This is a genomic window from Polynucleobacter tropicus (assembly GCF_013307225.1).
Lineage (GTDB): Bacteria > Pseudomonadota > Gammaproteobacteria > Burkholderiales > Burkholderiaceae > Polynucleobacter > Polynucleobacter tropicus.
This window is the reverse complement of sequence record NZ_CP028942.1, coordinates 481713-507644: the sequence shown is the minus strand read 5'-3', so window position 1 is coordinate 507644 and position 25932 is coordinate 481713. Positions and strand designations below refer to the sequence as shown.

Here is a 25932-nt window from a genome sequence, read left to right as displayed (position 1 = left end):
GCAATCTGCTTATAGCTTTTTATTAAAACTAAATTGCGCAAAAGCCTGCTCTGCAACGTTGAACCATTGCGCTTCCATGTTTCTGAATGCTCGATAGTCATCAAAAATCTTCTTGAACTGAGGATTTTTTGCAGACTCTTCAGCGTATGTTTCTTGGCTTGCTTTAAAGCATGCCTCCATGATCGATGTGTTGAACTTACGTAACACCGCGCCATTCTGTAAAAGACGTTGCAAAGCTGGTGGGTTGAGTGCGTCGTACTTAGCGCACATATCAGTATGCGCTTCGTAACAAGCCGCTTCCCAAGCCGCTTGATAAGACGGTGGCAAGGAATCCCATTGCTTCTTATTAACCAAGAATGAGAGTCCAGCAGCGCCTTCCCAGAAGGCTGGGTAATAGTAATTTTTAGCAACTTTAGCCAAGCCTAATTTCTCATCATCGTATGGGCCTACGAATTCAGCGGCATCAATCGTACCTTTCTCTAGCGCAGAGTAAATTTCGCCTGCAGGTAACTGCTGTGGCACAACACCAAGTTTTGAAAGAACTTGACCAGCAAATCCAGCGATACGGAATTTCAGACCCTTTAAATCCTCTGGTGATTTAATTTCTTTGCGGAACCATCCACCCATCTGCGTACCTGTTTGACCTCCAAGAAAATTCACAATGTTGTAGCTGGCATATAACTCACGCATTAGCTTCATACCATTGCCATGCAACATCCATGCAGATTGTTGACGCGCTGTTAGACCAAATGGAGCAGCGGTATCAAAAATAAACGCGCTGTTCTTGCCAAGATAGTAGTAGCTCGCTGTATGTCCGCATTCAACAGTACCGTTTTGCACTGCATCTAATACTTGTAATGCAGGCACCACTTCTCCTGCAGCAAATACTTTCACATTGAATTTGCCGTCGGTGGCTTTGCGCAATGCATTAGCAAATACTTCAGGAGTTCCATACAAAGTATCCAGTGATTTTGGGAAGCTGGATACCAAACGCCAGTTCAGGGTTGGTAAGCTCTGCGCAATTGCCGGAGCCCCAAGCGCTGCAACACCAGCACCTACGGTTGCTTTCTTTAAAAACGAACGTCTTTGCATCGTTATCTCCCTTCCATGTTTTGGAGTAATTTAGTTTTTGATTCTATCGTCTAGCTTATTTTCCGCCAACCGTCATAGAGCTAATCAAGATTGAGCCCGTTTCTTTGGTCCCACGAATCAGTGAGTCGCTGCCAATAGACACAATATCCATCAACATATCACGCAAGTTTCCGGCGATGGTTACTTCTTCAACGGGATACTGTATCTCACCATTCTCAACCCAATAACCAAACGCACCGCGTGAATAATCTCCTGTGACATAGTTCACGCCCTGCCCCATTAATTCAGTGACCAGCAAGCCAGTACCCATTTCTTTTAATAACGCAGGTAATCCACCCTTAGGCGTCTTTTTGCTTTGCAAGCGCAGGTGATGCGAGCCGCCCGCATTTCCGGTAGTCTTCATACCCAACTTACGCGCTGAATAAGTAGATAAAAAATAGCCTTGCAAAATACCTTTATCGACAACTGTTCGTGCGCTGGTTTTTACGCCCTCCTCATCAAAGGGAGCGCTTCCAGTCATGGACTTCAGGTGGGGATTTTCAAAAAGGCTAATGTGCTTAGGCAATACCTGCTTACCCAAACTATCCAACAAGAAGCTAGAGCGACGATACAAGGCGCCACCTGATACCGCCTGAACCAAGCCACCCAATAAGCCCGCAGCTAGCGGCGCTTCAAAAATCACTGGGCAACGGCGTGTAGTTAATGACCTTGCTTTCAAACGCGATAAGGCTCTTTGCGCCGCATAACGCCCAATAGACGCAGGATCTGCGAGCTCACTTGGAATACGAGAACTGGAATACCAATCATCTCTTTGCATCTGCGATTTTTTTCCACCGAGACTTGCGATCGGCGCACAAGAAATATAGTGACGTGAGAATGGATAACCACCCATAAATCCTTGAGAGGTTGCCATCATAAAGTGCGCATGATGTGCCGAGACAGAAGCACCATCGCTATTTTGAATTTGCTTGCTCACTGCAAACGAAGCACCTTCTGCTGATCGCGCAATTTCTACTGCGTGCACGGCATCAATATCCCAAGGGTGGAACAAATCCAAATCCAATGGTTTCTTTTCAAGCAACTTCGCTTCAGCTGGACCTGCGCAATCATCTTCAGCCGTATGTTGAGCAATGTGATACGCAGCTTCAACTGTTGCCTTTAGTGATGCTTTAGAAAAATCACTCGTACTGGCATTGCCTCGGCGATGCCCTAAAAATACGGTCACTCCAACTTGCTTATCCAAGCTTTGCTCAATAGTCTCAACCTCGCCTTTGCGAACAGTGACTGAGAGGCCTTGACCCTCCGAAACTTCCGCAACCGCATCTGAGGCACCCCTTCTTTTGGCCTCTTTGAGCATGAAATCGACAATTTCCTGAAACTGGTGAGATGAATATGTAAACATGCCTCAATAATAGCTAGAATAGAAACATGAAGCATACCGAAGCCCTGCAACGCAAGTCGCCAAATGAGGTCAAAATTGGCCTTATTTCCATCTCTGATAGAGCCAGCAAAGGCGTCTACCAAGATGAGGGGATTCCTGCCTTGCAAACTTGGCTTATGAAGGCGATCAGCAACCCCTGCACCTTCCATGAACGCCTTATTGCCGACGAGTCTGAAGTCATCACCGAATCCATCGTTGAGCTTGTTGACGATTTTGGTTGTGACCTAGTTTTAACCACTGGCGGCACTGGCCCATCAAGACGGGATGTGACCCCAGAAGCGACCATTGAAGCAGGCACCAGAGAAATGCCAGGGTTTGGTGAGCAAATGCGCCAAATTAGCCTCAAATTTGTTCCTACAGCCATTCTTTCTAGACAGACTGCTGTGTTGCGCGAGATTGAAGGACATGCCGCCCTCGTGATTAACTTGCCAGGCCAACCAAAGGCAATTGCGGAGACCCTTGAAGGCCTTAAGGATGAAAACGGCAAATCTATCGTCCCCGGAATCTTTGCCGCAGTTCCCTACTGCATCGATCTCATTGGTGGTCCGTATATTGAAACCAATGAAGCAGTCATCAAGGCCTTCAGACCAAAGAGCGCGCTCAAGAAATAAGCGGTCTGGTTTTAGCTACTCACCTCACTGCGGTGGTAGAGGCACGATAAATTTATCGCGATAGTATTTCAGCTCTTCAATAGATTCTTCAATATCCGCCAATGCGGTATGCGCTTGTTTTTTAGTAAAGCCCTTCACTAATTCTGGATGCCAGCGTTTGCATAATTCTTTTAATGTCGATACATCAACATTTCGATAATGAAAATAAGCTTCTAGCTTTGGCATGTACTTCGCCATAAAGCGACGATCTTGACCAATCGTATTGCCACACATTGGCGCAATGCCAGCTTTAATGTATTTCCTCAAGAAAGCAATACACTCTGCCTCAACGGCAGCCTCGTCTAGCGTAGATGCCTTTACTTTATCGATTAAACCTGAACGACCATGAGTGCCCTTATTCCAGGCATCCATCGCATCTAAGACAGCGTCCTCTTGATGTACAACCCAGACAGGCGCAGTGGCAATGGTATTGAGATACCCATCTGTGACGATAATGGCGATTTCTAAAATACGCTCGGTTTCTGGGTTTAAACCGGACATCTCCATGTCCACCCAAATCAGATATTCATTAGGTGATGCAGTCTTCGTTACTTGATGATTGGCAATTTCAGTCATGCTGCTTATTTTAATGCTCATTTAACCCTAAGCCGACCCAAGCCTCAGGAACTAAAGTCTTTTATGAGGCATCATTAGAAAAGCAGATTTCTATGGGATTAAATTCAGAGGTCGTCATGGGTTCCGCAATAATCACCAAGCTTAGCATGGTGAACATGATCATTAGGACCGCCTGGGGCAAGGTAACCCAAGTAGCTTTTTGACTCGATCCCACTAACCGCATGGCAAGCAAGTGGTTCAGAACTAGGGCAATAATATGTCCCACCACAATTGCAAATACGGCCATATACCAAGTGAACTTCGCATCAATCACCCCAATATTTGGACGAAAATTGGCTGTTGAAAATATATCCCATCCAAGACCTAGTGGATCCGACATTAAAAAAATAATACTCTGCCCCTGAATCATTAAGCTAGAAAAATTATGCGCAATTAAATAAGCAACAGCTATAGGTATTAAGGCGGTAGCAAAAAAATGACTCAATTGGCCTACTGATACATTGGCATAACAACTGGAAATCCAACAGGATCCATAAAAGAGTCCCATAAACACTAACCATACCAATAGCAATCCAATCGTACCCATAGCATATGAACTCGAGCTAATCCGAGATAAACCTAGGTGTTGCACTAGAGATATAAAATAGCCCCATCCCTCGCTGCCATGCAGTCCATCAAATAAAACAATCGCTAGCATCGCGATAATGAAAGCCATTACCCCGGGTGTATTCCGCCAATAATTGGCATTGAGCAAAATCCCTGCTCCAGGCATGCGAATCCTCAAACTGCGATCGCTTGTCTGGAAATAAAAAATTCCGAACTGACCCAACATCTCAAAGTAAACAGAAAAAACATCGCCCCTCTTTAGCCATACATCCCTTCCAAACAAATACACGCCAATTAAACTGAGGAGGGTCCAAATTAATCCAATACTAGCTACCTTTGCCGGAACAAAAGCAATCGGATACACCACCTCCATCCAGCTCCATGCCAATAGGCAAGCAGTAACCCAAAAGAGGCCTAAATAATTGGGAAAAACAAGCATAGGAGAGGGGGTTTTTAGTTGCAACCCCAAGCGCTGACCGATCCAGGCAAGTAGATCATAAAGAGCGCTCCATGGGTTAATGATGGGCCAAATATTTCCAAATAAAGCAATGAATAGAGATGTGCCAAGCCACCAAGTAATCCAAATAAAATTTGGCGCTAAATTTAAGAGCGGGTTTCCAGGCCCCCAAAATCCAGCGGCAATCACCAAGAACAGAAGAGTGATGCTCACCAGCTGGCCAAGAAACAAAATGGTAGCGCTCATTCGCTCGCCGAAAACTAGTACTGAGCTTCCGCTGATGTGCCAACTAGTTGGCCAACTTTTTACGGCAATGACGATCATTAAAAATGTGGCCGCGACCACTGCGCCTCCACCCACCAAAAAGAATTCCAATGGAATGGGCAGGTCATAGCGCTCGTCAAAGCTATGAGCCCTGGCGAGCGCACCCCAAAAAAAGGAGAGAATAAAAATCAAATGCTTTAGCATGAACGCTAATTGGGAAAAACTTCAAAAGAAGCTAGGCTTTCTTGGTGGTGAATGCCCTTCCCCCGCTCGTTTTCGGGGTGCCATTCCACTCGATACCTGCCAGTAGCAAAAGCTGTAAAAACATGCTTTTTCTCAACCCCTGGCTTTACTGTTAAATCAATCTGATAGGCATGGATATGAAGCTCACCCTCGGCATCACTACGAATTTTCCAAATAACTTGATCGCCTTTTTTAACCCTCATAACCCGCTCTGAAGGGGGGACTTTTCCATCCTGAATTTGAATATTAAATAGTCGACTTTCAGCACACAGCTGTGAAGAAAAAAAAGCAATGGAAAATAAAAAAAGGTACCTATGAGTCAGAATTTCCCAACGCATAAATACCCCCCTTAATGTCTTAATAAAGAATGATCATTTAACAGCGGCATTCCAATTCGCTATAGATCTAGCGGGGCCTGTTAAAGATAGGATATGCATGCCTGTATTGGCCCTATCAACAATATAAATATAGCCGCGATCATCAACCTCAACATTATTTGTTTGAATTACTTTGCGATCAGATGCGGCAGTGAATGGCAACTTGCCTCTTTGAGTCACAGGCGTTTCTAGAACGACGGTGTTTTTATTCATAGCCGGCACAAAGTAAGCCACCTCCTTAGGTTGGAATGGATCCCGCATATCTACAGCACGCACGCCAGCATTGAAGTATGAGAAAAACATGAGCTTGTTGTAGTAAATGTCAGTCATGTTTTCATTAGAGGAGTGGGTCCCAAAGCGCCCACCTTTTGAGCAATAGTTGCCTGATTTTTCTGGGATCCCCCAGTTAGCAACCCCAAAGGCTCTTTTCTCATTAGTGGCATCAACCACCCAAACCATTTGACGACCCTCAAGACACTCTTTCTGAATTGCCTCGTTTGTCACAACAATAAAGTCGCGACTTGCGCCCAATAAATTCTTTGAAAACTCTGGGACTTTAACTCCCAACATAGGGAAAGTAGTATGCGCACCATGCATGGTTGGCATATCAATACGAGTCACTTGCGGGTAGAGCAAATTCTCTGGCGTAGGATCCTTAGGGCCATTAATTAACTTATCACGGTCAACAATTTGAATAACGCCATTGGTGTTAGTGCCATAACCAAAGTACACTCGGTTCCCCTTTGGTCCGGTCGACATCACACCATGCAACTGAACAGGTACTTCTCCAGAAGCTCCGGGTTGCTGACCAACCAGACCAAAATCTCGAATAAATACTGGTTTAGCAGGATCCGATAAATCGTAAACTTGCGTCATACGCGTTGTTCGCCATTGGGGGTTGCCAGAAACAAGGTATGCAATCCCAGTATCACATTCCCAGAAGTTTTTATGGGTCCCTTTTAGGCCCTTGGTAATGGTTGTTAGCAAGGTTGGACTCTCGGGTGTAGTGACATCCCAGATTTCATGCGCTTGATTTCCAAAAACCCGCAGCATGTAAAACTTACTCTTGTCTGCTTTGGGTAGGGTTGCGCCACTACAGACGCGCACCATCTGACTACCACCCTGCTCTGCAAGCCCCTCTTCACCAGGAATGTGATAAAGATATTTAGGTTTTTTGACATCGGTAACATCAATAATGGATGTGCCGTTATCTTCCATCTTGCCATTCAGCGGATTTAATTTGTTATCCCCATGATGTCCGACATAAGCAATCCATCGATTGCCTTGCTTTTGAATGGTTGGCTGATAAGCTGTGCGAGCTTGTAAATCGTTATACCCCTCAAGAGCCATATTCTTGGAAGAATCAACTCCCTGAGCACAAACTGTAGCGGTTAGCGCAAATGGTAAAAGAGTTGCCCATAACATGCGAAATTTATTAGTAATCATGCTGACTCCATTTTTAATATTTATTGCCTAGTGCATTCCACACTCGGTTGTCTCAAATTTTTACAATATCAAACCAGCTAGCGATTAACTTTACACAAATCTGATCCAATCGTTTAAAAAATTTCTTACGGGTATCCCCTAAATCTGGCAGCCAAAATCCAATTGATACGGACAAGTTTTGAAAAATGATCAGCTAGATATAATGAAGTATGACCTTCACCATCGTTTTCTTAATCGCTTTTATTGCTAGCTTTGGCTTGCGCCACTGGCTTTCTCAACGCCAAATTCGTTATGTAGCGCAGCATCGAGAAATAGTGCCGACCGATTTCGCTGAAAAAATTACCCTAGCCGACCATCAAAAAGCTGCTGATTACACAGTTGCCAAATTACGCCTAGGTATTTTAGAGAATGGTTTCAGTGCCATCGTTTTAATTGGCTTCACCCTCTTGGGTGGCCTTGAAATCCTAAACATTGCTTTATTAAATTATTTCGGCCCAGGTATCACTCAACAAATCGCATTGCTAGCCTCAATCGCTGTTATCTCCGGCATTATTGATCTGCCCTTTTCCTGGTACAAGCAGTTTTATTTAGAAGAGCGCTTTGGCTTTAATCGCATGAGCAAAAAATTGTTTTTTGTTGATCTCGTAAAAGGTGTTGCGCTTGGTGCCGCCATCGGACTGCCATTGCTATGGGTCATTCTTTCGCTGATGGCGAAAGCAGGTGATCTTTGGTGGCTTTGGGCTTGGGGTGTATTAACTGCATTTAGCCTTCTCATGCAGTGGATCTTTCCAACATTTATAGCCCCTTTATTCAACAAATTCCAAGCGCTTGAAGATGGTCCGCTCAAAACACAAATCGAAGCGCTTCTTACTCGCTGCGACTTTGCCAGCCAAGGCTTATTTGTGATGGACGGTAGCAAGCGTAGCGCCCATGGAAACGCCTTTTTTGCAGGCATGGGTAAAGCCAAGCGCATTGTGTTTTTTGATACCCTCATTGAAAAACTTAATCCTGGAGAAGTAGAGGCGGTGCTTGCTCACGAACTCGGTCACTTCAAACGTAATCACATCCGTAAACGCTTACTCGTTTCCTTCACACTCAGTTTTGGTATGTTTGCCTTATTAGGCTGGATCAGTACTCAAGTTTGGTTCTATACCGATCTTGGTGTGATGCCCAATCTGAATGGTTATAACGGCGGCCTTGCCTTAGCTCTGTTTATGTTGGTATCACCTGTGTTTAGCTTTTTCTTCACACCACTTGGCAGCTTGGCTTCACGCAAACATGAATACGAGGCAGACGACTTTGCCGCAGAAAAATCATCCGCAAACGATTTAATCTCCGCATTGGTTAAGCTGTATCAAGATAACGCCTCTACCTTGACGCCAGATCCGATCTATACCGCCTTTTATAGTTCACATCCGCCAGCACCATTGCGTATCGCTAATTTGCAGCGCTTTAGTAAGCCATAATAAGTCTCAATCACTCAAACATGGATCAGTTTCACGCGCTACTTACCGCCTCTTACGGAAGGCATTATTTAGCGCAACGTTTGGTGAGCGACGCCACAGGCAATGAATCCCCCATCGGCCAATTAATTCAGGTAAGCACCCCTGCAAAACAACATATTGGCGCAGTGGGTGATCGCATGTTGCTGGAGATGACCTCTGCAGATCAGGCACGCATTATTGGAATCGAGCCACGCCAAAATATTTTGTATCGCTCAGATGCATTTAAGAGCAAGATCATTGCCTCGAATGTAGATCAAATATTGGTAGTACTTGCCACGCAACCTGCCTTCTCACCCGATCTACTAGGTAGAGCAGTTGTAGCGGCAGAAGCAAATCAAATCGGGCTGCACATACTTCTCAACAAGTGCGACCTTAAAGATCAACTGGAAAATGCTCGCAAGATCATTGCGCCTTATGCGCGGATGGGCTACCCAGTCAGTGAAGTGTCGGCAAAATTTGATCCCGCATCGATTGATGCGTTACGTCCAGTCTTACAAGGCAAAGTCTCTGTGTTTGTTGGTCAATCCGGCATGGGCAAATCCAGTCTTCTCAATGCCTGGGTACCCAATGCAGCGGCGCTGACGCAGGAATATTCTGTCCGCCTAGATACTGGCAAGCACACCACAACTGCTTGTCGCTACTTTGAGCTACCAGAATCTTGGGGAAGAGGCGCCGATGGTAAATTAGGCGCCCTCATAGATTCACCGGGCTTTCAGGAGTTTGGTCTCGCTCATATGTCAGTTAGTGAGCTACAGCATGCCTTTAGAGAATTTAAAGACTTGCTAGGTAAGTGCCGTTTTCATAACTGCGCTCATCAATCAGAGCCTGATTGCGCGATACGCGAAGCGGTAGATAAAAATGAAATAGCGCCAGAAAGACTAGCGCTATTTAGACAACTACGATCGGACTCAAAGACTGCCGATATTCAAATTCAGGGAATTAGCCAAGCCAAAGAGCGATGGTCAGCATTAGCAACAAAGCCATCCAAGCGATAACCAAGCGCCACACCAATCCCACTGCTGAGCGCATCGTGCGTTCCGTAGGCTCCAGACCTACCTCATAAACCAAAGGCTCGCCAGCCTCAGCCATACGCAAAGCCTCATCACTATCAGGCTCACTTAATGGCTCGCCCAAACGCACTCCAAGTGCGCCACTACCTGCAGCTAAGATCACTGCTGATAAAGAATCAGACCACTTCTGCGTGAGGTAACGCCATGCATACACCGCACCCTCGAAATTGCCCACGATCGCAAAACCCATCGCTGTAATACGTGATGGAATCCAGTCAATCACGTAGAAGAAATGGCGCGCGGATTCGCTCAAGTTGTAATCGCCACGCTCTGACCAACGTTGCGCAGCGATGTCTGCCAAGCGATAGAGCACAACGCCAGCTGGACCCATTGGCATCATGAACCAAAACAGCACGCCAAATACATGGTGATGCGAGCCAATGATGGCGCGCTCAAGCGCCAATGAAATTACTTCCGTTTCAGTAAGATCAGAAGTATCAAGTTCAGGACCATACCACTCACCTAAGGCAGCGCGAGCTGCTGGCAAATCATGAGCTTCAATCGCCTCATGCACCAAGGTGAATGAATGACTAAATTGACGAAAGCCAAAAAACAAATAGGCGATCGCAACGTTCCACAAAAATCCGAGGATCGGATATGTCACCATACAAACGACATAAACGATGAATACCAAAAAGGTTGGCAATATAAAAGCAACCAAGCATGCCATGCGTGCGCCAACTGGGCTAGCACCCTCTTCCGTTTTGCCACCAAACTCTTTAGCAACCCAATCCAACCAGCGTGTGCTCATGCGCACAATCCAGTGTTGAGAAGTAACCGGGCGATATTGCTCGGCTATCAGGGCGAAGAGAATAGAAAAGAAAGTCATACTTTTAATAAATGATATAGGTTACGTAACATTCCCGCAGTAGCACCCCAAATAAAGCGGTTCTCATAAGGCATTGAATAAAAACGACGTCCGCCTTGCTCGGTTTCCCATAGTCTAACTTGATGGTTGGCAGGATCCAACAAAAACTGTAGCGGCACCTCAAATACATCCGCTACTTCAAACTCATCTAAGACATACTCTGCCTGAGGCTGCACTAATCCGACCACTGGCGTGACGCTATAACCAGAAACAGTCAAATACTCCGGTAAATGACCAATAATCTCGACTCGACTAGGATTCAAACCAATCTCCTCATGACTCTCTCTTAAAGCAGTGTCATTTGGACTTTGATCTTCTGGGTCCATACGACCACCAGGAAAACTAATCTGCCCAGCATGGTCGCGCAAATGATTTGTTCTTTGTGTTAGCAAAACCGATAAGCCACCTTCTTTTAATAGCAGTGGAATTAATACCGCTGCGCGAGTGACCTTGCCAGCAGCCTGACGACGCGCAATGATATCAGCGGCGATCACATGGCGATTCTCGTCGGTGATTTCTGGTTCCCACTGGGGAGGCGACTGCAATCTCGCTTTTAAAGCTTGAGGCTCCAAAAATTCTGGCGCCACCTTCTTTTGATCTGCGCACACTTCATGAATCGGAATGGCCTGCGCATCAAAGCCTGGAGGCGCAGCGACATTAATTGCGCCTACTTCAGGAGTGGATGTTTTTGACATAGCTCTATTCTAAGGCAACAAAAAAGGCGACCGAGGCCGCCTTTTTATTCGCATCAAAGCGGCAATTACTCAGCGACTGTAGCAGCCTCTGGCTTGTTGCGAGCTTGGAGCTTTTCTTTAATACGCGCAGACTTACCAGAGCGATCGCGCAAGTAGTACAACTTCGCACGACGCACATCACCGCGACGTTTTACTTCAACGCTAGCGATCAATGGTGAGTAAGTTTGGAATGTACGCTCAACGCCTTCACCAGAAGAAATCTTACGCACGATAAAGCTTGAATTGAGTCCGCGATTGCGTTTTGCAATCACAACACCTTCAAAGGCCTGGGTACGCTTACGTGTACCTTCAACAACGTTAACACTAACAATCACTGTATCGCCAGGCGCAAAGCTTGGGATTGTTTTATTAGCACTTAAGCGAGCAATTTCTTCTTGCTCAATTTTTGCGATTAAATTCATTTTTAAATCCTTAAACATCTTGTTAGCGTTTTATCCCGCAATTAAAAATTGACGGACCTAACAGAGGATGCAGTTAAAACCATTTCACTAAACCAAAAACAAAACTACCTATTCACTACTAAGAAAACCGAAGGTGTTCACAGCGAGCGAAGAAATTGTTCATCTTCTCGGGTTAGCAACCCATTGGCTCTGGCAGATTCAATTAAATCTGGCCTTAGCCTTAACGTTAGCTCTAAAGACTTCTGCCGACGCCAATCCGCTATTTTAGCGTGATGTCCACCTAAAAGCACGTCCGGAACCGATAAATTTTCATAAATCTCAGGTCTTGTGTAGTGCGGATAGTCCAAAAGACCGTTCATAAAGCTGTCCTGAACGGCGGATTCACCATCCCCAAGAGCCCCTGGAATCAGCCTAATGACGGCATCCATAATCGCCATAGCAGGAATTTCACCCCCAGAAAGCACAAAATCGCCGATTGAGAGCTGTAAATCGACATTACGGTCGATAAAACGCTGGTCTACAGCCTCATATCGACCACAAATAAAGCTTAAATTACCGTAATTGACGATATCTGTTGCTATCTTCTGAGAAAAACGCTCACCTTGAGGCGCCAAAAGGCAAATTGGCCCACTTTTGACCCCCTCTTTGGCATGGGCAGTCCGAATTCCAGCAACTGTGTCTTCCAAGGGCTTGGCCATCATGACCATTCCTGGACCGCCACCATAAGCACGATCATCAACAGTCTTGCGGGGATCGTTACAAAAATCTCTTGGATTCCATAAATGCACACTGGCCAAAGATTGTTCGCATGCGCGCCCAGTAACACCCCACTTAGTAAGTGCGGAGAACATTTCCGGAAAGAGAGTGACTACATCAAAGCGCATATCGAGTTCTAAAAATTTATTGCCAATCTAATTGCCAATCAAGTGTGATGACCTTATTTGGTAAATCCACGCTTTGCACTACTTCTTTTACAAAAGGCACGAGGTATCGAACTTCTTTCTTAACAAGTTCGCCGATAGCAATGACACCATGGGCGCCATTCTCGGTGACATCAATTACTTCACCAAGTGATTCTTTTTGCAAATTGATTGCATGACATCCAATCAGATCAACCCAGTAGTAATCATCCTTGTCTGCTTTTGGAAATGCATCACGCGCTACTAAGATACGCGCGCCTTTTAGCGCCAATGCCTGATCGCGATCATCCACACCATCTAATGTCATTACGACATTACCGCTGTGCATCTTTGCGCCCTTCACTTTATATTCACTCAAGGAAGCCTTAGAGTTATGTGGAGCAGAAGCGCTAGAGACAGTAGAGAGACTCAAATCCCTACGAGGAATCAAAGAAAGCCAAACGGTTTTAGAAGAAAGAAGTGCTACGGGATCTGATGAGTGAGGTCTTACCTTCACTTGTCCTCGCAAACCTTGGGCCTCAGAAATGGCGCCAAGTTCTATTAAATCATTTAGGGAAGGCGTACTCATTTGTAAGTCACCTGCGTTCCCAAAATAAAACTACCAATCCAATGCATCACTAAAAACTTCACCGAGATGATGAAGTTTTTAGCAAAGGAATATTAAGCAGCAGGATTGTTTTTGATTAAACGAACTACTGTTGGAGAAACTTGTGCACCAACGCCAGTCCAGTAAGTCAAACGATCTTGAGCGATGCGCATTGCTTGCTCAGATTCTGCAGCGTTTGGATTGAAGTAGCCAATACGCTCGATAAAGTTCGAGTCACGACGGTTGCGCTTATCAGTAGCAACGATGCTGTAAAAAGGGCGCTTCTTAGAGCCACCACGAGCTAGTCGAATGACGACCATACTTATTCCTTAAAATCTAATAATGAAAACTGGTTGATTACAACCCAATGAAATTTATTCAAAATCTTGGGATTCAGCCCACCAACAAATGTACGGTGATGCGGAAAACCTCATATTCTAGACGAAAACCCCTACTTCTTCCACCTATTTAAGCGCCTTCAAGATTAGAATAGATACAAAAATAGAATAATATTCCTATACAAAACAATAACTTACATAAATATGCCCCATAAAATGCCCCATTTACGCCCCACTAAACAGATCTCAAAAAGGTCGTTTCTGACCCTTTTACTCCTGAGCCTGGGTTTTATCGGTGGCTGCGCTAACATTATCCCGCCCTGTGGCGCCAAAATTAGCCCACCAAGCAGTGAGCTACGCAACACCCGCTGGGAGCTCACTCGCTGGAATTTGACCCCCAATAGCAAGGGCGAGGTGCGCGCCCGTCAAATACCTCAAGGAGAGGCGAGCAACCCTATTCAAATCGCTTTTGATGCCAATGGGCAACGCGTCAGTGGATCAACAGGCTGCAATCGCTTTACTGCTGAACTAGATGAAGATTCACGTGGGTTTAGCTTAAGCAAAATCTCTAGCACTAAGATGGCCTGCACTCCCCAGCGCATGGAATTAGAGAATGACTTTCTGTATCAACTTAATGACTACCGCAGCATCATTCGCAATGGCGATCAATTGCTAATGGTTGGAAACGATCGTGAAGTATTAAGTTTTACTCAACGCCAATCTACACAACCCACCAACAAATAATCCAAACGATTTAAGACTCATAAGACCCATAAGACTGAATTGCCATGAAAAAATCCAAACTCATATTTTGCGCACTCGGATTATTTTTTCCAGGCAGCGGCTTTAACTGTTTCTATTTGCTTGGCCTTAAATCTTTTTGGGGTTGGTCACAATTACTCGCAACGTTTGGCGGCATTATTGGTTGGAGTTTATTGAAAGATGCGCACTTTCATTCAGCGCCAGGCTGGGTGCTCCTCACTTTTGGATTTATTGCCATTGAGGCAAGCTGGCTAACGACGATTACCTTTGGATTACGCCCAGATGAAAAGTGGGATGCTCAATTTAATCCTGGTATTGCTGAGCATGAGCGCAATCAATCTGGCTGGCTAGTTGTATTGACGGTCATTTTCTCGCTGGTGTTTGGTGCCGGTATCATGATGACATTTCTAGCCATCGCATTTGAGCAATTCTTTATCTCTCAAATCTACGAAGCAAAAAAGCTATCCCAATAATTGCGGATAGCTTTTGGATTGTTTGTTAAATTTTTAAACTAGAACTGCTCTACTTCCAAAGCGTTAGCAGAATAGCCACCCTCAACAATCGATGTCGCCAAGCCCTGAGCTTGAGGCAATAAGTTCTCGATAAAGAATCGAGCAGTAGCGATCTTGGTATTGTAGAAAGCAGGGTCGCTGTCACGCAAACGTTCGGCAGCTAACAAGCTACGAGCCATTTGCCAAGCACTGAGCACCAAACCAGCTAAACGTAAATAAGCGCAGCTACCTGCATATACAGCCTTGGTATTTGTTTTTGCATTGGCCAGGATATAAGCAACGGCCTCATCAAATGCAGCGCGGCCAATTGATAATTGCTTTAACACTGCTTTTGCATCTGCGCTGCCACCAGCTGCTAACTCTTTTTCAGTTTCTGCAATCTTTTCCGAAAATACTTTAGCGGTAGCGCCACCATCACGCACAGTCTTACGACCAATTAAGTCATTTGCCTGAATCGCAGTTGTGCCTTCATAAATCGTCAAGATACGTGCATCGCGATAGTGTTGTGCAGCACCAGTCTCTTCAATGAAGCCCATGCCACCATGCACCTGTACACCCAAACTAGCAACTTCAATCGACATCTCGGTAGAGAAGCCCTTCACAATCGGCACTAAGAATTCATACAAAGCTTGATTTGATTTTCGTACCGCTTCATCAGGCGCTGCGTGTTGCGCATCGTAAGCCGCTGCAGCGTAATACGCTAAAGCACGAGCTGCCTCTGTATAGGCGCGCATTGTCATCAACATACGTTTAACGTCAGGCTGATGAATAATCGCTACAGGACCAGGAGATCCTGCTAGATCACGACTTTGCACACGGTCTTTAGCATATTGCACTGCCTTTTGATAAGCACGCTCAGCCACCGCAATACCTTGCATCCCTACTGCGAAGCGGGCGGCATTCATCATCACAAACATGTACTCAAGGCCGCGATTCTCTTCGCCTACTAAGTAACCAACAGCACCGCCGTGATCACCAAATTGCAATACTGCTGTCGGACTCGCTTTAATGCCTAGCTTATGCTCAATCGAAACACAATGTACATCATTGCGCTCACCCAAAGTGCCGTCTGCATTCACTAAGAACTTAGGCACAACAAAGAGTGAAATTCCTTTAACGCCCTCAGGCGCATCTGGCGTTCTTGCCAAGACCAAGTGAATAATATTCTTGGCCATATCGTGCTCACCATAGGTGATAAAGATTTTGGTGCCAAAGATCTTGTAAGTGCCATCACCTTCTGGAACGGCACGTGCACGCACCATCGATAAATCTGATCCTGCTTGTGGCTCTGTCAAACACATGGAGCCAGTCCACTCGCCAGAGATCATGCTGGGAACATAACGCTCTTGAAGTTCCGGGCTAGCAGCAGTCAACAAAGCCTCAATCGCACCATCAGTCAACATGGGGCACAAAGCAAACGATAGACTTGCTGAATGAACCATTTCAAAGCAAGCTGTTGCAATGAGTTTTGGTAAGCCTTGACCACCAAACTCGGCGGGATGAACCACTCCCTGCCAGCCCGCAGCCGCAAACTGCTCAAATGCATTTTTAAATCCAGGTGTTGTACTTACAACGCCATCCTTCCAAGAGCTTGGATTTTGATCACCGGACCAATTAAGCGGCGCAACAACATCTTGATTGAACTTTGCCGACTCTTCCAAAATCGCTGGAGCCAAATCAACATCAGCGCCTGCCTCCGCATACGATGGGTAAGCCACAACTTCAGATAGCCCCGCCAATTCGTTCATCACAAACAACATATCTTTTACAGGGGCTACATATGGCATTACAACTCCTATCAATTCAAATCAGCTACGTAATTACGAAAGCGCCTTTGTCAGTTCGGGCACAGCAGTAAAGAGATCAGCTACCAAACCATAATCGGCAACGCCAAAGATTGGCGCTTCTGGATCTTTATTAATCGCCACGATCACTTTGGAATCTTTCATGCCGGCCAAGTGCTGAATAGCGCCAGAGATACCAACGGCTACATAGAGCTGTGGCGCAACGATCTTGCCGGTCTGACCAACTTGATAGTCGTTTGGTACATAGCCCGCATCAACCGCAGCGCGTGAGGCGCCCAATGCAGCACCCAGCTTATCTGCCAAAGGCACGATCAACTCTTCATATTTTTCGCCAGAACCCAAACCACGACCACCAGACACAATGATCTTGGCTGCAGTTAGCTCTGGACGATCAGATTTAGTCAACTCACGACCCACAAAGGATGACTTGTTTGCAGAGTCATCAGCAGATGCTTTTTCAACTGCGGCAGATCCACCTGTAGCAGCAACAGGATCAAATCCAGTAGTGCGCACAGTTATCACTTTGATGGGGTCAGCACTTTGCACTGTCGCAATTGCGTTACCTGCATAGATTGGACGCTCAAACGTATCAGGTGAAACCACTTTAGTAATGTCAGATAACTGAGCAACATCAAGCTTAGCTGCAACGCGTGGCAATACATTCTTACCATTAGCAGTTGCAGGGGCTAATATGTGGCTATAGTTTTTGGCCACAGAAAGAATTTGCGCTGCCAAAGGTTCCGCTAATTGATCAGCTAAATTAGCTGCATCAATTTGAATGACTTTACGCACACCAGCAATTTGCGCTGCAGAAGCTGCAGCCGCATCAGCGCTGCTACCAGCAACTAATACGTCCACTTCTGGGGAACACTGCAAAGCAGCAGCAACCGCATTTAAAGTGGCGGCTTTTAAAGATTGATTGTCGTGTTCAGCAATAACGAGTGCAGCCATTTAAATCACCTTCGCTTCATTTTTGAGTTTTTCAACAAGAGCGGCCACATCAGCAACCATGACACCCGCGCTACGCTTAGGCGGCTCTTCTACTTTGATCGTTTTAAGACGTGGGGCGATGTCAACACCCAAGCTATCCGGGGTAATCGTATCGATCGTCTTTTTCTTGGCCTTCATGATGTTTGGCAAAGTCACATAGCGTGGCTCATTGAGACGTAAGTCGGTAGTAATGACTGCTGGCAATGACAATGCAATAGTTTCTAAACCGCCATCAACTTCGCGAGTTACGGTAGCTTTACCATCAGCAACAACTACTTTAGATGCAAATGTCGCTTGTGGAATATCCATCAAGCTAGCCAACATCTGACCAGTTTGATTACTATCGTCATCAATCGCTTGTTTGCCCAAAATAATAATTTGAGCCTGTTCTTTTTCGGAGAGTGCCTTGAGAATCTTAGCTACCGCTAAAGGCTGCAACTCGGCATCGGTTTCAACCAAGATAGCACGGTCAGCGCCAATCGCTAAAGCAGTGCGGAGAGTTTCTTGGCACTGGGTAACGCCTGCGGTAACCACTACCACTTCAGTTGCTACACCAGCTTCTTTAAGTCTGACAGCTTCTTCAACCGCGATCTCATCAAAAGGGTTCATGCTCATTTTGACGTTGGCGATGTCCACACCAGAGTTATCGGACTTCACGCGCACTTTGACGTTGTAATCCACTACACGCTTAACAGCTACTAAGATTTTCATCTGAATTCACAATCCTCAATGACTACTAACAAACAGAATATTTACTAAAAATGGGGGTAATCCTTATTTTAACGCCCCCATCATTGATAACTAGACATCGATTGCAGCCGCAGAACCAGCCTGCTTGCGCAATTCAAACTTCTGAATTTTTCCTGTAGATGTCTTTGGCAACTCCCCAAACACAATCGCCTTGGGAACCTTAAAGCCCGCCAAATGTTGCTTGCAGTGGGCAATGATGTCAGCAGGTGTTACTTCAACGCCAGGCTTAACCTCCAAGAATGCGCATGGCGTCTCGCCCCACTTTGGATCTGGCTTAGCTACCACCGCCGCAGCGATCACTGCTGGATGACGATAAAGCACATCCTCTACCTCGATTGATGAAATATTCTCACCACCAGAAATAATGATGTCTTTGCTACGGTCTTTAATCTTGACGTAACCATCGGGGTTCTTCACCGCCAAATCCCCTGAATGGAACCAGCCACCCTCGAATGCTTCTTTGGTAGCTTTTTCATTCTTAAGGTAGCCCTTCATGGCGATATTGCCCTTAAACATAATCTCGCCCATGGTTTCGCCATCGGCAGGAACAGGCTTCATTGTTTCTGGATCCAAAACATCAATCGCTTGTTGCATGTGATAGCGAACGCCTTGACGCGCATTTAAACGAGCACGCTCACCAATATCCATGTCATCCCACTCTTCTTGCTTCACGCAAACTGCAGCGGGGCCATACACTTCAGTTAAGCCGTATACGTGGGTTAGATCGAAGCCTAACTTTTCCATACCTTCAATAATGGAGGCTGGAGGCGCAGCACCTGCGATCAAGCCCTTCACGCCCGCAGGCACGCCGGCCTTGAGCTCGTCCGGGGCATTCACTAGCAAGTTATGCACGATCGGTGCCGCGCAGTAGTGAGTAACACCATGCTCTTTAATGGCGGCAAAAATATGTTGCGCATCTACACGACGCAAGCAGACGTTAATGCCTGCACGCGCGGCAATCGTCCACGGGAAACACCAACCATTGCAATGGAACATTGGGAGTGTCCACAAATACACTGGATGTTTGTTGATATCCCAGTCCAAAACATTGGATACGGCATTAATCGCTGCACCACGGTGGTGATACACCACGCCTTTTGGATTGCCTGTAGTACCAGAGGTGTAATTTAAGCAAATCGCTTGCCACTCATCAGCGGGCACTTGCCATGCAAACTGAGGATCGCCTTCAGCTAGCAACTGCTCATAAGTTAACTTACCCAACTTCTCGCCAGGCACATCAAATTCTTTTTCTTCCACATCAATTACCAAGAAGTCACGACCGCTATCTTTCTTGGCAATCTCAAGCGCTTTTTTCATAACGCCAGAAAATTCTGGATCGACGATTACCACTTTTGCCTCACCGTGATTAAGCATGAAGGCAACAGACTCTGGGTCTAAGCGGGTATTTAAGGCATTCAATACAGCGCCAGCCATCGGAATACCAAAGTGGGCTTCCACCATAGGGGGCGTATTAGGAAGCATGACGGCAACAGTATCGCCAATCCCAACGCCATGCTTTTGCAAGGCGCTTGCTAAGCGACGGCAACGATCATAGGTCTGCGCCCAAGTCTGACGTAACTTGCCATGCACGATGGCTACTTTTTTAGGATAGATCTCGGCTGATCTTTCTAAGAACAACAGTGGAGTAATCGGGGTGTAATTCGCTGAATTACGCTCTAGACCCTGTTCATAAATATTTGCCATCTTTTACTTTCAATAACCCTTGTATTTGTTCTTCTTAACTTTTGCTTTTACTTTTGTTTTTACTTTTACTCTTTAGATATCAGCCAATGCTTTTACGTGAGCTACAACACTGCGACCTAAAGCGGATAGGTTATAACCACCTTCTAGGCAACTCACGATGCGATCATTAGCGAACTCATGCGCAACTTCTTTTAAGCGCTTAGTGATCCACACATAATCGTCTTCTACCAATCCCATCTGGCCTAAATCATCTTCACGATGAGCATCAAATCCCGCAGATATAATGATGAGTTGCGGCTCAAAATTGCGTAGGGCTGGTAGCCACTTTTCCTCAACAATCGAACGCACCACATCGCCACGGGTCGCGGCAGGCAAAGGCACATTGACCATATTGTTAGCGTGATCAAGACCGCTGTATGGGTAAAACGGGTGCTGGAAGAAACTGCACATCAACACGCTTGGATCATTGAAGAATGCGGCTTCAGTTCCATTGCCGTGATGCACATCAAAATCAATAATTGCCACACGTTCTATTCCGTAGGTCTCCATCGCATATCGTGCGGCAATGGCAACGTTATCAAAGAGACAAAAACCCATTGAGCGTGTTGGCTCTGCGTGATGACCAGGAGGCCTTACTGCGCAAAACACATTTTCAACTTCGCCCTTCATTACAGCATCAACGCCAGCTATTGCGGCACCAGCCGCACGTAAAGAGGCTTGCCAAGTATGCGGATTCATAATGGTGTCGCCATCAAGCATGGCATACCCACTCTGTGGCGCCTGCTCTTTTACAAAGGCAATATGGTCTGGGCTATGCACTAACTCGAGTTGATCTTCACTAGCTAATGGCGCATCCAAGTGATGCAGGAAGTGATCGATACCACTGCGGATCATTTGATCATTAATTGCCTGAATGCGTTCTGGACATTCAGGGTGATGACTACCCATCTCGTGTTTCAGAAAATCGGGATGAGTTATGTATCCTGTTGTCATTTACCTAAATCCTTAATAACAAAACTGTAATTTTTATAATCTAATCAACATTGCTTAATTCGTTAAATTCTATGTCCCCAAATTCCTGCTTGCGCATCCACTTCCCACTGCTCCTGCTAGCGATACTCGCTCTTGGAGCCTGTTCAAGCACACCCCCACAACAAAGTGGCGCCCAGCAAACCATCGTAAACCAGGCGGATGATGCAGCCACCGAAGCGCGCTATAACCAAAGCCTGAACGCCCTACTTAATCAGGTATCCCAAACCCAGGAAATCCCCATTCAGACCCTAGAAATGGGCTTCCTAGATGCTAAAACGATTCCCTCTATACGCAAATTGGTATTACCCCCATCGGGAACCTTTAAGAAGAATTGGTTAGCCTACCGCAAGCGCTTCATCGAACCTGTCCGACTTAAGGCTGGAAAGGCCTTTTTAGAGGAATACCAAGCCTTTTTAAGCCAGGTTGAGCAATCCTATGGGGTGCCAGCCGAAGTCATTACAGCCATCATCGGCATTGAAACGATTTACGGTCGCCAAACTGGCAATTTTCGAGTGAAAGATGTTTTATCGACCCTAGCCTTCAGTTATCCGGATACCCCAAACAAAACTGCTCGAGAGCAGCTTTTTAAAGATCAGCTTCAAGAGCTTATTTTGCTTTGCTGGACAGAATCCGGTGGTCAGCTACCAGCCAAAAATACTACTCAGGGGGTTAATCAAGCTGGCTTTAATTCTTGCCTGAATCAAAACAGCTCTTATGCTGGGGCCATTGGTTTGCCGCAATTTATGCCCAGTAGCATTCGCAGCTTTGCAATCGACGGGGATGGTGACGGACGCATCGACCTAAAGCAAAGTCCTAAAGATGCCATCGTCAGCGTTGCCAACTTTATGAAGAAACATGGCTGGCAAACTGGTATGCCCATCTCCTTCCCAGTGCAAGAAAGTGGCTTAAGCGCTGCTAAAGAATTGGCGGATGGTGAGCCGCAACTGAAACATACCGTTGCCGAATTAATTCAGAAGGGAATTTTGAGTCCACAACAAGGTGACTTGCAACGTGGCGGTGTAGAGCCTCAAAGCAAAGGGCTTATTGTTGACCTGCCGTTTCCAGGCAAAGATGGATCAGAGCAGGCGCAATACTTTGTTGGTTTAAATAATTTTCTGACGATCGTGCAATACAACCGAAGCTATTTCTATGCACAAAGCGTAGCGGAGTTTGCGGAAGCTTTAGGCTATAAAAACCAAACCGCCGTACCCGTAGAGACTTTACAGAAAACAAGCAGCTCCAAAGATGTCTCTGATAAACCCAAAAGCAAGAGCAGTAAGAAGTCGAGCGCTAAGAAAAAACCAAAAACAAACTAATGAATAGTTACAGCTATTCGCTTATGCCGGGAAAACGCCAGTAGATAAGTAGCGATCGCCACGGTCGCACACAATAAAGACAATCGTGGCATTTTCAACTTGACGCGCGATGCGCAAGGCAACCACTAAAGCTCCCCCCGCTGAAATGCCGCAAAAGATACCTTCTTCTACTGCTAAGCGACGCGCCATATCTTCAGCATCAGCTTGGGTTACATATTCAATGCAATCAACCCGTTCGCCTTGATATATCTTTGGTAAATATTCTGGGGCCCATTTACGAATGCCTGGAATCTGAGAGCCCTCTTCAGGTTGCGCGCCAATAATTTGAATATTGGGATTCATGGACTTTAGATAAGTCGATACACCTGTAATAGTGCCGGTAGTGCCCATTGCTGAAACAAAGTGGGTAATCTGGCCATCGGTATCACGCCAAATCTCAGGTCCTGTAGTTTCGATATGCGCTCTAGGGTTATCGGGATTGGCGAACTGATCAAGCAATCTTCCACGACCTTCGCGTTGCAGTTGCAAGGCGTAATCTCTCGCAAACTCCATACCACCCGAAGCTGCCGTCAAAATTAATTCAGCGCCATAAGCAGCCATGCTTTGTCGACGCTCGATACTTTGGTTTTCTGGCATCACCAAAATCATTTTGTAACCCAACATCGCGGCAGTCATTGCCAGAGCAATACCAGTGTTTCCGCTGGTTGCTTCGATTAAGGTATCGCCAGGTTTAATTTCGCCACGTTCTTGTGCGCGCATGATCATCGACAGCGCAGGTCGGTCCTTAACCGACCCCGCTGGATTATTACCCTCTAACTTACCTAGAATGACATTGTTGCGGGCGTCATTTTCCAATCCCGGAATACGCTGCAAGCGCACCAAAGGCGTATTGCCTACAGTTTGTGAAATGGTTAGGTAAGAAGGCCTGCTCATATGCTGATTTTAGCCGTAAGCAAACCTAAGCGCGAAGGGGTCTAATTTCTGCGATGTGGCGCTGCACGCTCCGATGAATTACGCCCATTACCCTGATTACGCGAATGACGGCGGCCAGAGACTCCCCCTTCTTTCTGCGTGCGCCCATTTGGCTCCCGAAAAGAACTTGGTGACTCAATGGTTAGGCCGTTATCCACCATCTTTTCAACCGATCTCATACCAATACCACGCACCCGCTTTTGCAAATCATTGGCATCCTGAAAGTGACCGCCATCTTGACGCTCCGCAATGATGGTTTTCGCCTTAGATGGGCCAATGCCTTTGATACTTTCTAATTCAGATTGAGATGCCGTGTTGACATTAATAGGTGAGGCGATTGCTGTGCCTAGACTGATACCTAAACCGGAAATTGAGATTACTGCTGAGACCAAGGCGGATCTCATCATATTTTTGGCACTTCCAAAATTTACATTTGTCATACATTCTCCAGAGATAAATAAAAAATCCACGGGCACAAAGTGCGCGTGGATCAATTACAACGAAGATGTATGGATCTAGTTGACTAACTTACAGTGGGTTTGCCAAGAAATCAGAATTGGCTTCTAGCCACTCGATATAACGGCTGACGCCCTGTTCAACATTGAGGAAAGGCTCTGAATATCCAGCAGCGCGCAATTTTGTTAAATCGGCCTGCGTGAAGCATTGGTACTTGCCTTTGAGTGCTTCCGGAAATGGAATGTACTCAATCGCTTTTTCTTTAACCAGTTCTTGCAAGCTTGCTGGTTGCGCTTTATCTAATTTGCGCATCGCGTTAGCAACAGCATGCGCAACATCGTTAAATGGTTGCGCGCGACCACTGCCCAAATTGAAGATTCCGCTGATCTCTGGGTGATCTAAGAAAAAAAGGTTTACTTTGACAACATCTTCAACCGATACAAAGTCGCGACTTTGCTCGCCTGGTCCATAGCCGCCATATTCACCAAATAGTTTTACGTGGCCATTTGCCTTGTATTGATGGTATTGATGAAATGCTACGGATGCCATACGGCCTTTATGCGATTCGCGTGGACCGTATACATTGAAGTAGCGAAAGCCCACTACCTGAGCAGTGTTCGCATTTTCAGCAAAACGCTTACGCATTACCTGATCAAATAAGAACTTTGAGTAGCCATAAATATTCAAAGGCTTCTCATTCTCACGGCTTTCAACAAACACATCGGAACCGCCATAAGTGGCAGCAGAAGAGGCATACAAGAGCTGCACCTTTTTAGCGGTACAGATATCCAGTAAATCCATGGTGTAGCGATAGTTATTCGCCATCATGAAAATACCGTCGGCCTCCATCGTATCGGAGCAAGCGCCCTCATGAAATACTGCTTTTACCTTGCCAAAGCGACCACTTCTAAATGCTTCTAGAAATTCATCTTTATCAAGGTAATCAATAATGTCGAGATCAGCGAGATTGCGATATTTATCGGCTGGACGTAAGTCGTCAACAGCAATAATATTTTTCTCGCCACGCACATTTAAAGCCTGAACGATGTTCGCGCCAATAAATCCTGCGGCGCCAGTTACGATAATAGTCACTGTAATTCCTCTGAAGTAACGGTAGCAGTACCCAGCTTACCAACCACAATTCCACCAGCGCGATTTGCCAAAGCCATTGCTCGCTCTAATGGCCAACCCGCTGCCAAGGCAACGGCCAAAGTGGCAATAACCGTATCGCCAGCACCAGATACATCAAACACCTCTCTAGCCTGCGCTTTTACATGGCTCACACCAGCTTCGGTATATAGACTCATACCTTCTTCAGAGCGTGTAAGCAATAGCGCCTGAAGGTTAAGAGATTTTCTGAGATCTTGCGCTCTCTTGGTGAGATCCTCTTCACTAGTCCACTGTCCAACCACTTGACGCAGTTCACTGCGATTTGGCGTTAAAACGGTAGCGCCACGATACTTCTCATAATCTTCACCCTTGGGGTCAACCAAGATCATTTTGTTTTGCGCTCTAGCCTGCTCAATCATATGGGCAACCTGACCTAGAGCACCTTTGCCGTAATCTGACAAAATCACAACATCTGCAGAACCAACTAATTTTTCAAAGCGCTCTAACTTGTGTGCCAAAGCTTTCTCGCTTGGAGCTTCTTCAAAGTCCAAGCGGATTAACTGTTGCTGACGTGCAATCACACGCAACTTCACGATCGTTGGAACTTTTGCATCAATCTCAAGTTGACTATCAACGCCACCCGACTTCAACAAATTGATCACCCGCTCACCTGGCTCATCTTGACCAACAATTCCCAGAATAGTTGTTTGCGCACCAAGAGCTGCCACATTGCGTGCTACGTTTGCAGCGCCGCCTAAGCGCTCATCGATCTTGCCAACCTGAACCACTGGCACTGGTGCCTCGGGAGAAATACGGTTGGTATCGCCAAACCAATAGCGATCCAGCATGACATCGCCTACTACCAGCAGGCGCGCCTTAGAAAATTGTTCGCGATTGGCTTTTTCCATTTGAATAGCTTTTATTAATG

Annotated in this window: 27 protein-coding genes; 6 read left to right on the top strand and 21 right to left on the bottom strand. The window is 46.0% G+C overall.

From position 1 onward, the window contains the following. Window positions 1-9 precede the first annotated feature (9 nt). Both DCO17_RS02680 and pmbA read right to left on the bottom strand, forming a co-directional pair. Entirely contained in the window at window positions 10-1092 is a 1083-nt protein-coding gene (locus DCO17_RS02680) for a TRAP transporter substrate-binding protein (protein WP_173955267.1), read from the bottom strand. Between the two features lie 55 nt (window positions 1093-1147). After that, window positions 1148-2494: a metalloprotease PmbA gene (gene pmbA, locus DCO17_RS02675; protein WP_173955266.1), complete on the bottom strand. Its 1347-nt coding sequence runs from the start codon at window positions 2492-2494 to the stop codon at window positions 1148-1150. Between the two features lie 26 nt (window positions 2495-2520). On the opposite strand from pmbA, the gene mog reads away from it, so the two are divergent. Then, entirely contained in the window at window positions 2521-3144 is a 624-nt protein-coding gene (gene mog / locus DCO17_RS02670) for a molybdopterin adenylyltransferase (protein WP_173955265.1), read from the top strand. A 24-nt stretch (window positions 3145-3168) separates the two neighbouring features. Here mog and orn read toward each other — a convergent pair whose 3' ends face one another. The 4 genes from orn to DCO17_RS02650 all read right to left on the bottom strand — a co-directional run bounded on the left by orn (window position 3169) and on the right by DCO17_RS02650 (window position 7152). Next, window positions 3169-3759: an oligoribonuclease gene (gene orn, locus DCO17_RS02665; RefSeq protein WP_173955264.1), complete on the bottom strand. Its 591-nt coding sequence runs from the start codon at window positions 3757-3759 to the stop codon at window positions 3169-3171. A gap of 61 nt (window positions 3760-3820) precedes the next feature. Beyond that, window positions 3821-5290: a hypothetical protein gene (locus DCO17_RS02660; RefSeq protein WP_173955263.1), complete on the bottom strand. Its 1470-nt coding sequence runs from the start codon at window positions 5288-5290 to the stop codon at window positions 3821-3823. A gap of 5 nt (window positions 5291-5295) precedes the next feature. Next, the gene (locus tag DCO17_RS02655) at window positions 5296-5532 is read right to left on the bottom strand and encodes a hypothetical protein (protein ID WP_173955262.1); all 237 of its coding nucleotides are present in this window, start codon (window positions 5530-5532) and stop codon (window positions 5296-5298) included. A gap of 168 nt (window positions 5533-5700) precedes the next feature. Then, window positions 5701-7152, bottom strand: coding sequence for an LVIVD repeat-containing protein (locus tag DCO17_RS02650; RefSeq protein WP_217425437.1), 1452 nt, complete (start codon window positions 7150-7152; stop codon window positions 5701-5703). Window positions 7153-7361: 209 nt separating this feature from the next. On the opposite strand from DCO17_RS02650, the gene DCO17_RS02645 reads away from it, so the two are divergent. Both DCO17_RS02645 and rsgA read left to right on the top strand, forming a co-directional pair. Next, window positions 7362-8618 (top strand): M48 family metallopeptidase, encoded by a 1257-nt coding sequence (locus tag DCO17_RS02645; RefSeq protein WP_173955261.1) that lies wholly within the window; start codon window positions 7362-7364, stop codon window positions 8616-8618. A gap of 20 nt (window positions 8619-8638) precedes the next feature. Continuing rightward, entirely contained in the window at window positions 8639-9652 is a 1014-nt protein-coding gene (gene rsgA / locus DCO17_RS02640) for a ribosome small subunit-dependent GTPase A (protein WP_173955260.1), read from the top strand. Here rsgA and DCO17_RS02635 read toward each other — a convergent pair. The 6 genes from DCO17_RS02635 to rpsP all read right to left on the bottom strand — a co-directional run bounded on the left by DCO17_RS02635 (window position 9597) and on the right by rpsP (window position 13577). Beyond that, the gene (locus DCO17_RS02635) at window positions 9597-10556 is read right to left on the bottom strand and encodes a CobD/CbiB family protein (protein WP_173955259.1); all 960 of its coding nucleotides are present in this window, start codon (window positions 10554-10556) and stop codon (window positions 9597-9599) included. The two genes, rsgA and DCO17_RS02635, sit on opposite strands and share 56 nt — an antisense overlap. Next, entirely contained in the window at window positions 10553-11290 is a 738-nt protein-coding gene (locus tag DCO17_RS02630; protein WP_173955258.1) for a CoA pyrophosphatase, read from the bottom strand. The genes DCO17_RS02635 and DCO17_RS02630 overlap by 4 nt, the downstream gene beginning before the upstream one ends. A 65-nt stretch (window positions 11291-11355) precedes the next feature. Continuing rightward, on the bottom strand, window positions 11356-11751 hold the full coding sequence (gene rplS / locus DCO17_RS02625) for a 50S ribosomal protein L19 (protein WP_173955257.1): 396 nt from the start codon (window positions 11749-11751) through the stop codon (window positions 11356-11358). A gap of 137 nt (window positions 11752-11888) precedes the next feature. Then, window positions 11889-12635 carry a tRNA (guanosine(37)-N1)-methyltransferase TrmD gene (trmD, locus tag DCO17_RS02620; RefSeq protein WP_173955256.1) on the bottom strand — a complete coding sequence of 249 codons (747 nt, stop codon included), beginning with the start codon at window positions 12633-12635 and terminating at the stop codon, window positions 11889-11891. 16 nt (window positions 12636-12651) lie between these two features. Further along, window positions 12652-13239 (bottom strand): ribosome maturation factor RimM, encoded by a 588-nt coding sequence (rimM, locus tag DCO17_RS02615; protein ID WP_173955255.1) that lies wholly within the window; start codon window positions 13237-13239, stop codon window positions 12652-12654. A 92-nt stretch (window positions 13240-13331) separates the two neighbouring features. After that, entirely contained in the window at window positions 13332-13577 is a 246-nt protein-coding gene (gene rpsP, locus DCO17_RS02610; RefSeq protein ID WP_173955254.1) for a 30S ribosomal protein S16, read from the bottom strand. Window positions 13578-13799: 222 nt separating this feature from the next. On the opposite strand from rpsP, the gene DCO17_RS02605 reads away from it, so the two are divergent. After that, entirely contained in the window at window positions 13800-14339 is a 540-nt protein-coding gene (locus DCO17_RS02605; protein WP_173955253.1) for an META domain-containing protein, read from the top strand. Between the two features lie 44 nt (window positions 14340-14383). Next, the gene (locus DCO17_RS02600; RefSeq protein ID WP_173955252.1) at window positions 14384-14830 is read left to right on the top strand and encodes a hypothetical protein; all 447 of its coding nucleotides are present in this window, start codon (window positions 14384-14386) and stop codon (window positions 14828-14830) included. 38 nt (window positions 14831-14868) lie between these two features. Here DCO17_RS02600 and DCO17_RS02595 read toward each other — a convergent pair whose 3' ends face one another. The 5 genes from DCO17_RS02595 to DCO17_RS02575 all read right to left on the bottom strand — a co-directional run bounded on the left by DCO17_RS02595 (window position 14869) and on the right by DCO17_RS02575 (window position 21111). Beyond that, window positions 14869-16656, bottom strand: a complete 1788-nt coding sequence (locus tag DCO17_RS02595; protein WP_173955251.1) for an acyl-CoA dehydrogenase — start codon at window positions 16654-16656, stop codon at window positions 14869-14871. 33 nt (window positions 16657-16689) lie between these two features. Further along, the gene (locus tag DCO17_RS02590; RefSeq protein ID WP_173955250.1) at window positions 16690-17625 is read right to left on the bottom strand and encodes an electron transfer flavoprotein subunit alpha/FixB family protein; all 936 of its coding nucleotides are present in this window, start codon (window positions 17623-17625) and stop codon (window positions 16690-16692) included. Next, the gene (locus tag DCO17_RS02585) at window positions 17626-18375 is read right to left on the bottom strand and encodes an electron transfer flavoprotein subunit beta/FixA family protein (protein ID WP_173955249.1); all 750 of its coding nucleotides are present in this window, start codon (window positions 18373-18375) and stop codon (window positions 17626-17628) included. A 90-nt stretch (window positions 18376-18465) separates the two neighbouring features. Further along, window positions 18466-20118 carry an acyl-CoA synthetase gene (locus DCO17_RS02580; protein ID WP_173955248.1) on the bottom strand — a complete coding sequence of 551 codons (1653 nt, stop codon included), beginning with the start codon at window positions 20116-20118 and terminating at the stop codon, window positions 18466-18468. Window positions 20119-20190: 72 nt separating this feature from the next. Next, the gene (locus tag DCO17_RS02575; RefSeq protein WP_173955247.1) at window positions 20191-21111 is read right to left on the bottom strand and encodes a histone deacetylase family protein; all 921 of its coding nucleotides are present in this window, start codon (window positions 21109-21111) and stop codon (window positions 20191-20193) included. A gap of 71 nt (window positions 21112-21182) precedes the next feature. On the opposite strand from DCO17_RS02575, the gene DCO17_RS02570 reads away from it, so the two are divergent. Next, window positions 21183-22466, top strand: a complete 1284-nt coding sequence (locus DCO17_RS02570; protein ID WP_173955246.1) for a lytic murein transglycosylase — start codon at window positions 21183-21185, stop codon at window positions 22464-22466. 21 nt (window positions 22467-22487) lie between these two features. Here DCO17_RS02570 and cysM read toward each other — a convergent pair whose 3' ends face one another. The 4 genes from cysM to rfaE1 all read right to left on the bottom strand — a co-directional run bounded on the left by cysM (window position 22488) and on the right by rfaE1 (window position 25912). Then, window positions 22488-23399, bottom strand: a complete 912-nt coding sequence (cysM, locus tag DCO17_RS02565) for a cysteine synthase CysM (RefSeq protein ID WP_173955245.1) — start codon at window positions 23397-23399, stop codon at window positions 22488-22490. 41 nt (window positions 23400-23440) lie between these two features. Next, entirely contained in the window at window positions 23441-23878 is a 438-nt protein-coding gene (locus DCO17_RS02560) for a ComEA family DNA-binding protein (RefSeq protein WP_173955244.1), read from the bottom strand. An 88-nt stretch (window positions 23879-23966) separates the two neighbouring features. After that, complete coding sequence (gene rfaD, locus DCO17_RS02555; RefSeq protein WP_173955243.1) at window positions 23967-24986, bottom strand: ADP-glyceromanno-heptose 6-epimerase; 1020 nt, start codon at window positions 24984-24986, stop codon at window positions 23967-23969. Then, a complete protein-coding gene (gene rfaE1, locus DCO17_RS02550; RefSeq protein ID WP_173955242.1) occupies window positions 24983-25912 on the bottom strand; it encodes a D-glycero-beta-D-manno-heptose-7-phosphate kinase in 930 nt (309 codons plus the stop codon). The genes rfaD and rfaE1 overlap by 4 nt, the downstream gene beginning before the upstream one ends. Window positions 25913-25932 lie beyond the last annotated feature (20 nt).

Bases quoted from the DNA above. Each gene is read 5' to 3' on its own strand.
- DCO17_RS02575 (WP_173955247.1), bottom strand. From the start codon at position 21,111: ATGACAACAGGATACATAACTCATCCCGATTTTCTGAAACACGAGATG.
- DCO17_RS02590 (WP_173955250.1), bottom strand. From the start codon at position 17,625: ATGGCTGCACTCGTTATTGCTGAACACGACAATCAATCTTTAAAAGCC.
- rpsP (WP_173955254.1), bottom strand. From the start codon at position 13,577: ATGGTCGTCATTCGACTAGCTCGTGGTGGCTCTAAGAAGCGCCCTTTT.
- DCO17_RS02580 (WP_173955248.1), bottom strand. From the start codon at position 20,118: ATGGCAAATATTTATGAACAGGGTCTAGAGCGTAATTCAGCGAATTAC.
- DCO17_RS02655 (WP_173955262.1), bottom strand. From the start codon at position 5,532: ATGAGGGTTAAAAAAGGCGATCAAGTTATTTGGAAAATTCGTAGTGAT.
- DCO17_RS02560 (WP_173955244.1), bottom strand. From the start codon at position 23,878: ATGACAAATGTAAATTTTGGAAGTGCCAAAAATATGATGAGATCCGCC.
- rfaE1 (WP_173955242.1), bottom strand. From the start codon at position 25,912: ATGGAAAAAGCCAATCGCGAACAATTTTCTAAGGCGCGCCTGCTGGTA.
- DCO17_RS02595 (WP_173955251.1), bottom strand. From the start codon at position 16,656: ATGCCATATGTAGCCCCTGTAAAAGATATGTTGTTTGTGATGAACGAA.
- cysM (WP_173955245.1), bottom strand. From the start codon at position 23,399: ATGAGCAGGCCTTCTTACCTAACCATTTCACAAACTGTAGGCAATACG.
- rimM (WP_173955255.1), bottom strand. From the start codon at position 13,239: ATGAGTACGCCTTCCCTAAATGATTTAATAGAACTTGGCGCCATTTCT.
- DCO17_RS02635 (WP_173955259.1), bottom strand. From the start codon at position 10,556: ATGACTTTCTTTTCTATTCTCTTCGCCCTGATAGCCGAGCAATATCGC.
- DCO17_RS02570 (WP_173955246.1), top strand. From the start codon at position 21,183: ATGTCCCCAAATTCCTGCTTGCGCATCCACTTCCCACTGCTCCTGCTA.
- rplS (WP_173955257.1), bottom strand. From the start codon at position 11,751: ATGAATTTAATCGCAAAAATTGAGCAAGAAGAAATTGCTCGCTTAAGT.
- DCO17_RS02585 (WP_173955249.1), bottom strand. From the start codon at position 18,375: ATGAAAATCTTAGTAGCTGTTAAGCGTGTAGTGGATTACAACGTCAAA.
- DCO17_RS02630 (WP_173955258.1), bottom strand. From the start codon at position 11,290: ATGTCAAAAACATCCACTCCTGAAGTAGGCGCAATTAATGTCGCTGCG.
- DCO17_RS02650 (WP_217425437.1), bottom strand. From the start codon at position 7,152: ATGATTACTAATAAATTTCGCATGTTATGGGCAACTCTTTTACCATTT.
- orn (WP_173955264.1), bottom strand. From the start codon at position 3,759: ATGACTGAAATTGCCAATCATCAAGTAACGAAGACTGCATCACCTAAT.
- DCO17_RS02660 (WP_173955263.1), bottom strand. From the start codon at position 5,290: ATGCTAAAGCATTTGATTTTTATTCTCTCCTTTTTTTGGGGTGCGCTC.
- trmD (WP_173955256.1), bottom strand. From the start codon at position 12,635: ATGCGCTTTGATGTAGTCACTCTCTTTCCGGAAATGTTCTCCGCACTT.
- pmbA (WP_173955266.1), bottom strand. From the start codon at position 2,494: ATGTTTACATATTCATCTCACCAGTTTCAGGAAATTGTCGATTTCATG.
- DCO17_RS02600 (WP_173955252.1), top strand. From the start codon at position 14,384: ATGAAAAAATCCAAACTCATATTTTGCGCACTCGGATTATTTTTTCCA.
- DCO17_RS02605 (WP_173955253.1), top strand. From the start codon at position 13,800: ATGCCCCATAAAATGCCCCATTTACGCCCCACTAAACAGATCTCAAAA.
- DCO17_RS02680 (WP_173955267.1), bottom strand. From the start codon at position 1,092: ATGCAAAGACGTTCGTTTTTAAAGAAAGCAACCGTAGGTGCTGGTGTT.
- rsgA (WP_173955260.1), top strand. From the start codon at position 8,639: ATGGATCAGTTTCACGCGCTACTTACCGCCTCTTACGGAAGGCATTAT.
- DCO17_RS02645 (WP_173955261.1), top strand. From the start codon at position 7,362: ATGACCTTCACCATCGTTTTCTTAATCGCTTTTATTGCTAGCTTTGGC.
- mog (WP_173955265.1), top strand. From the start codon at position 2,521: ATGAAGCATACCGAAGCCCTGCAACGCAAGTCGCCAAATGAGGTCAAA.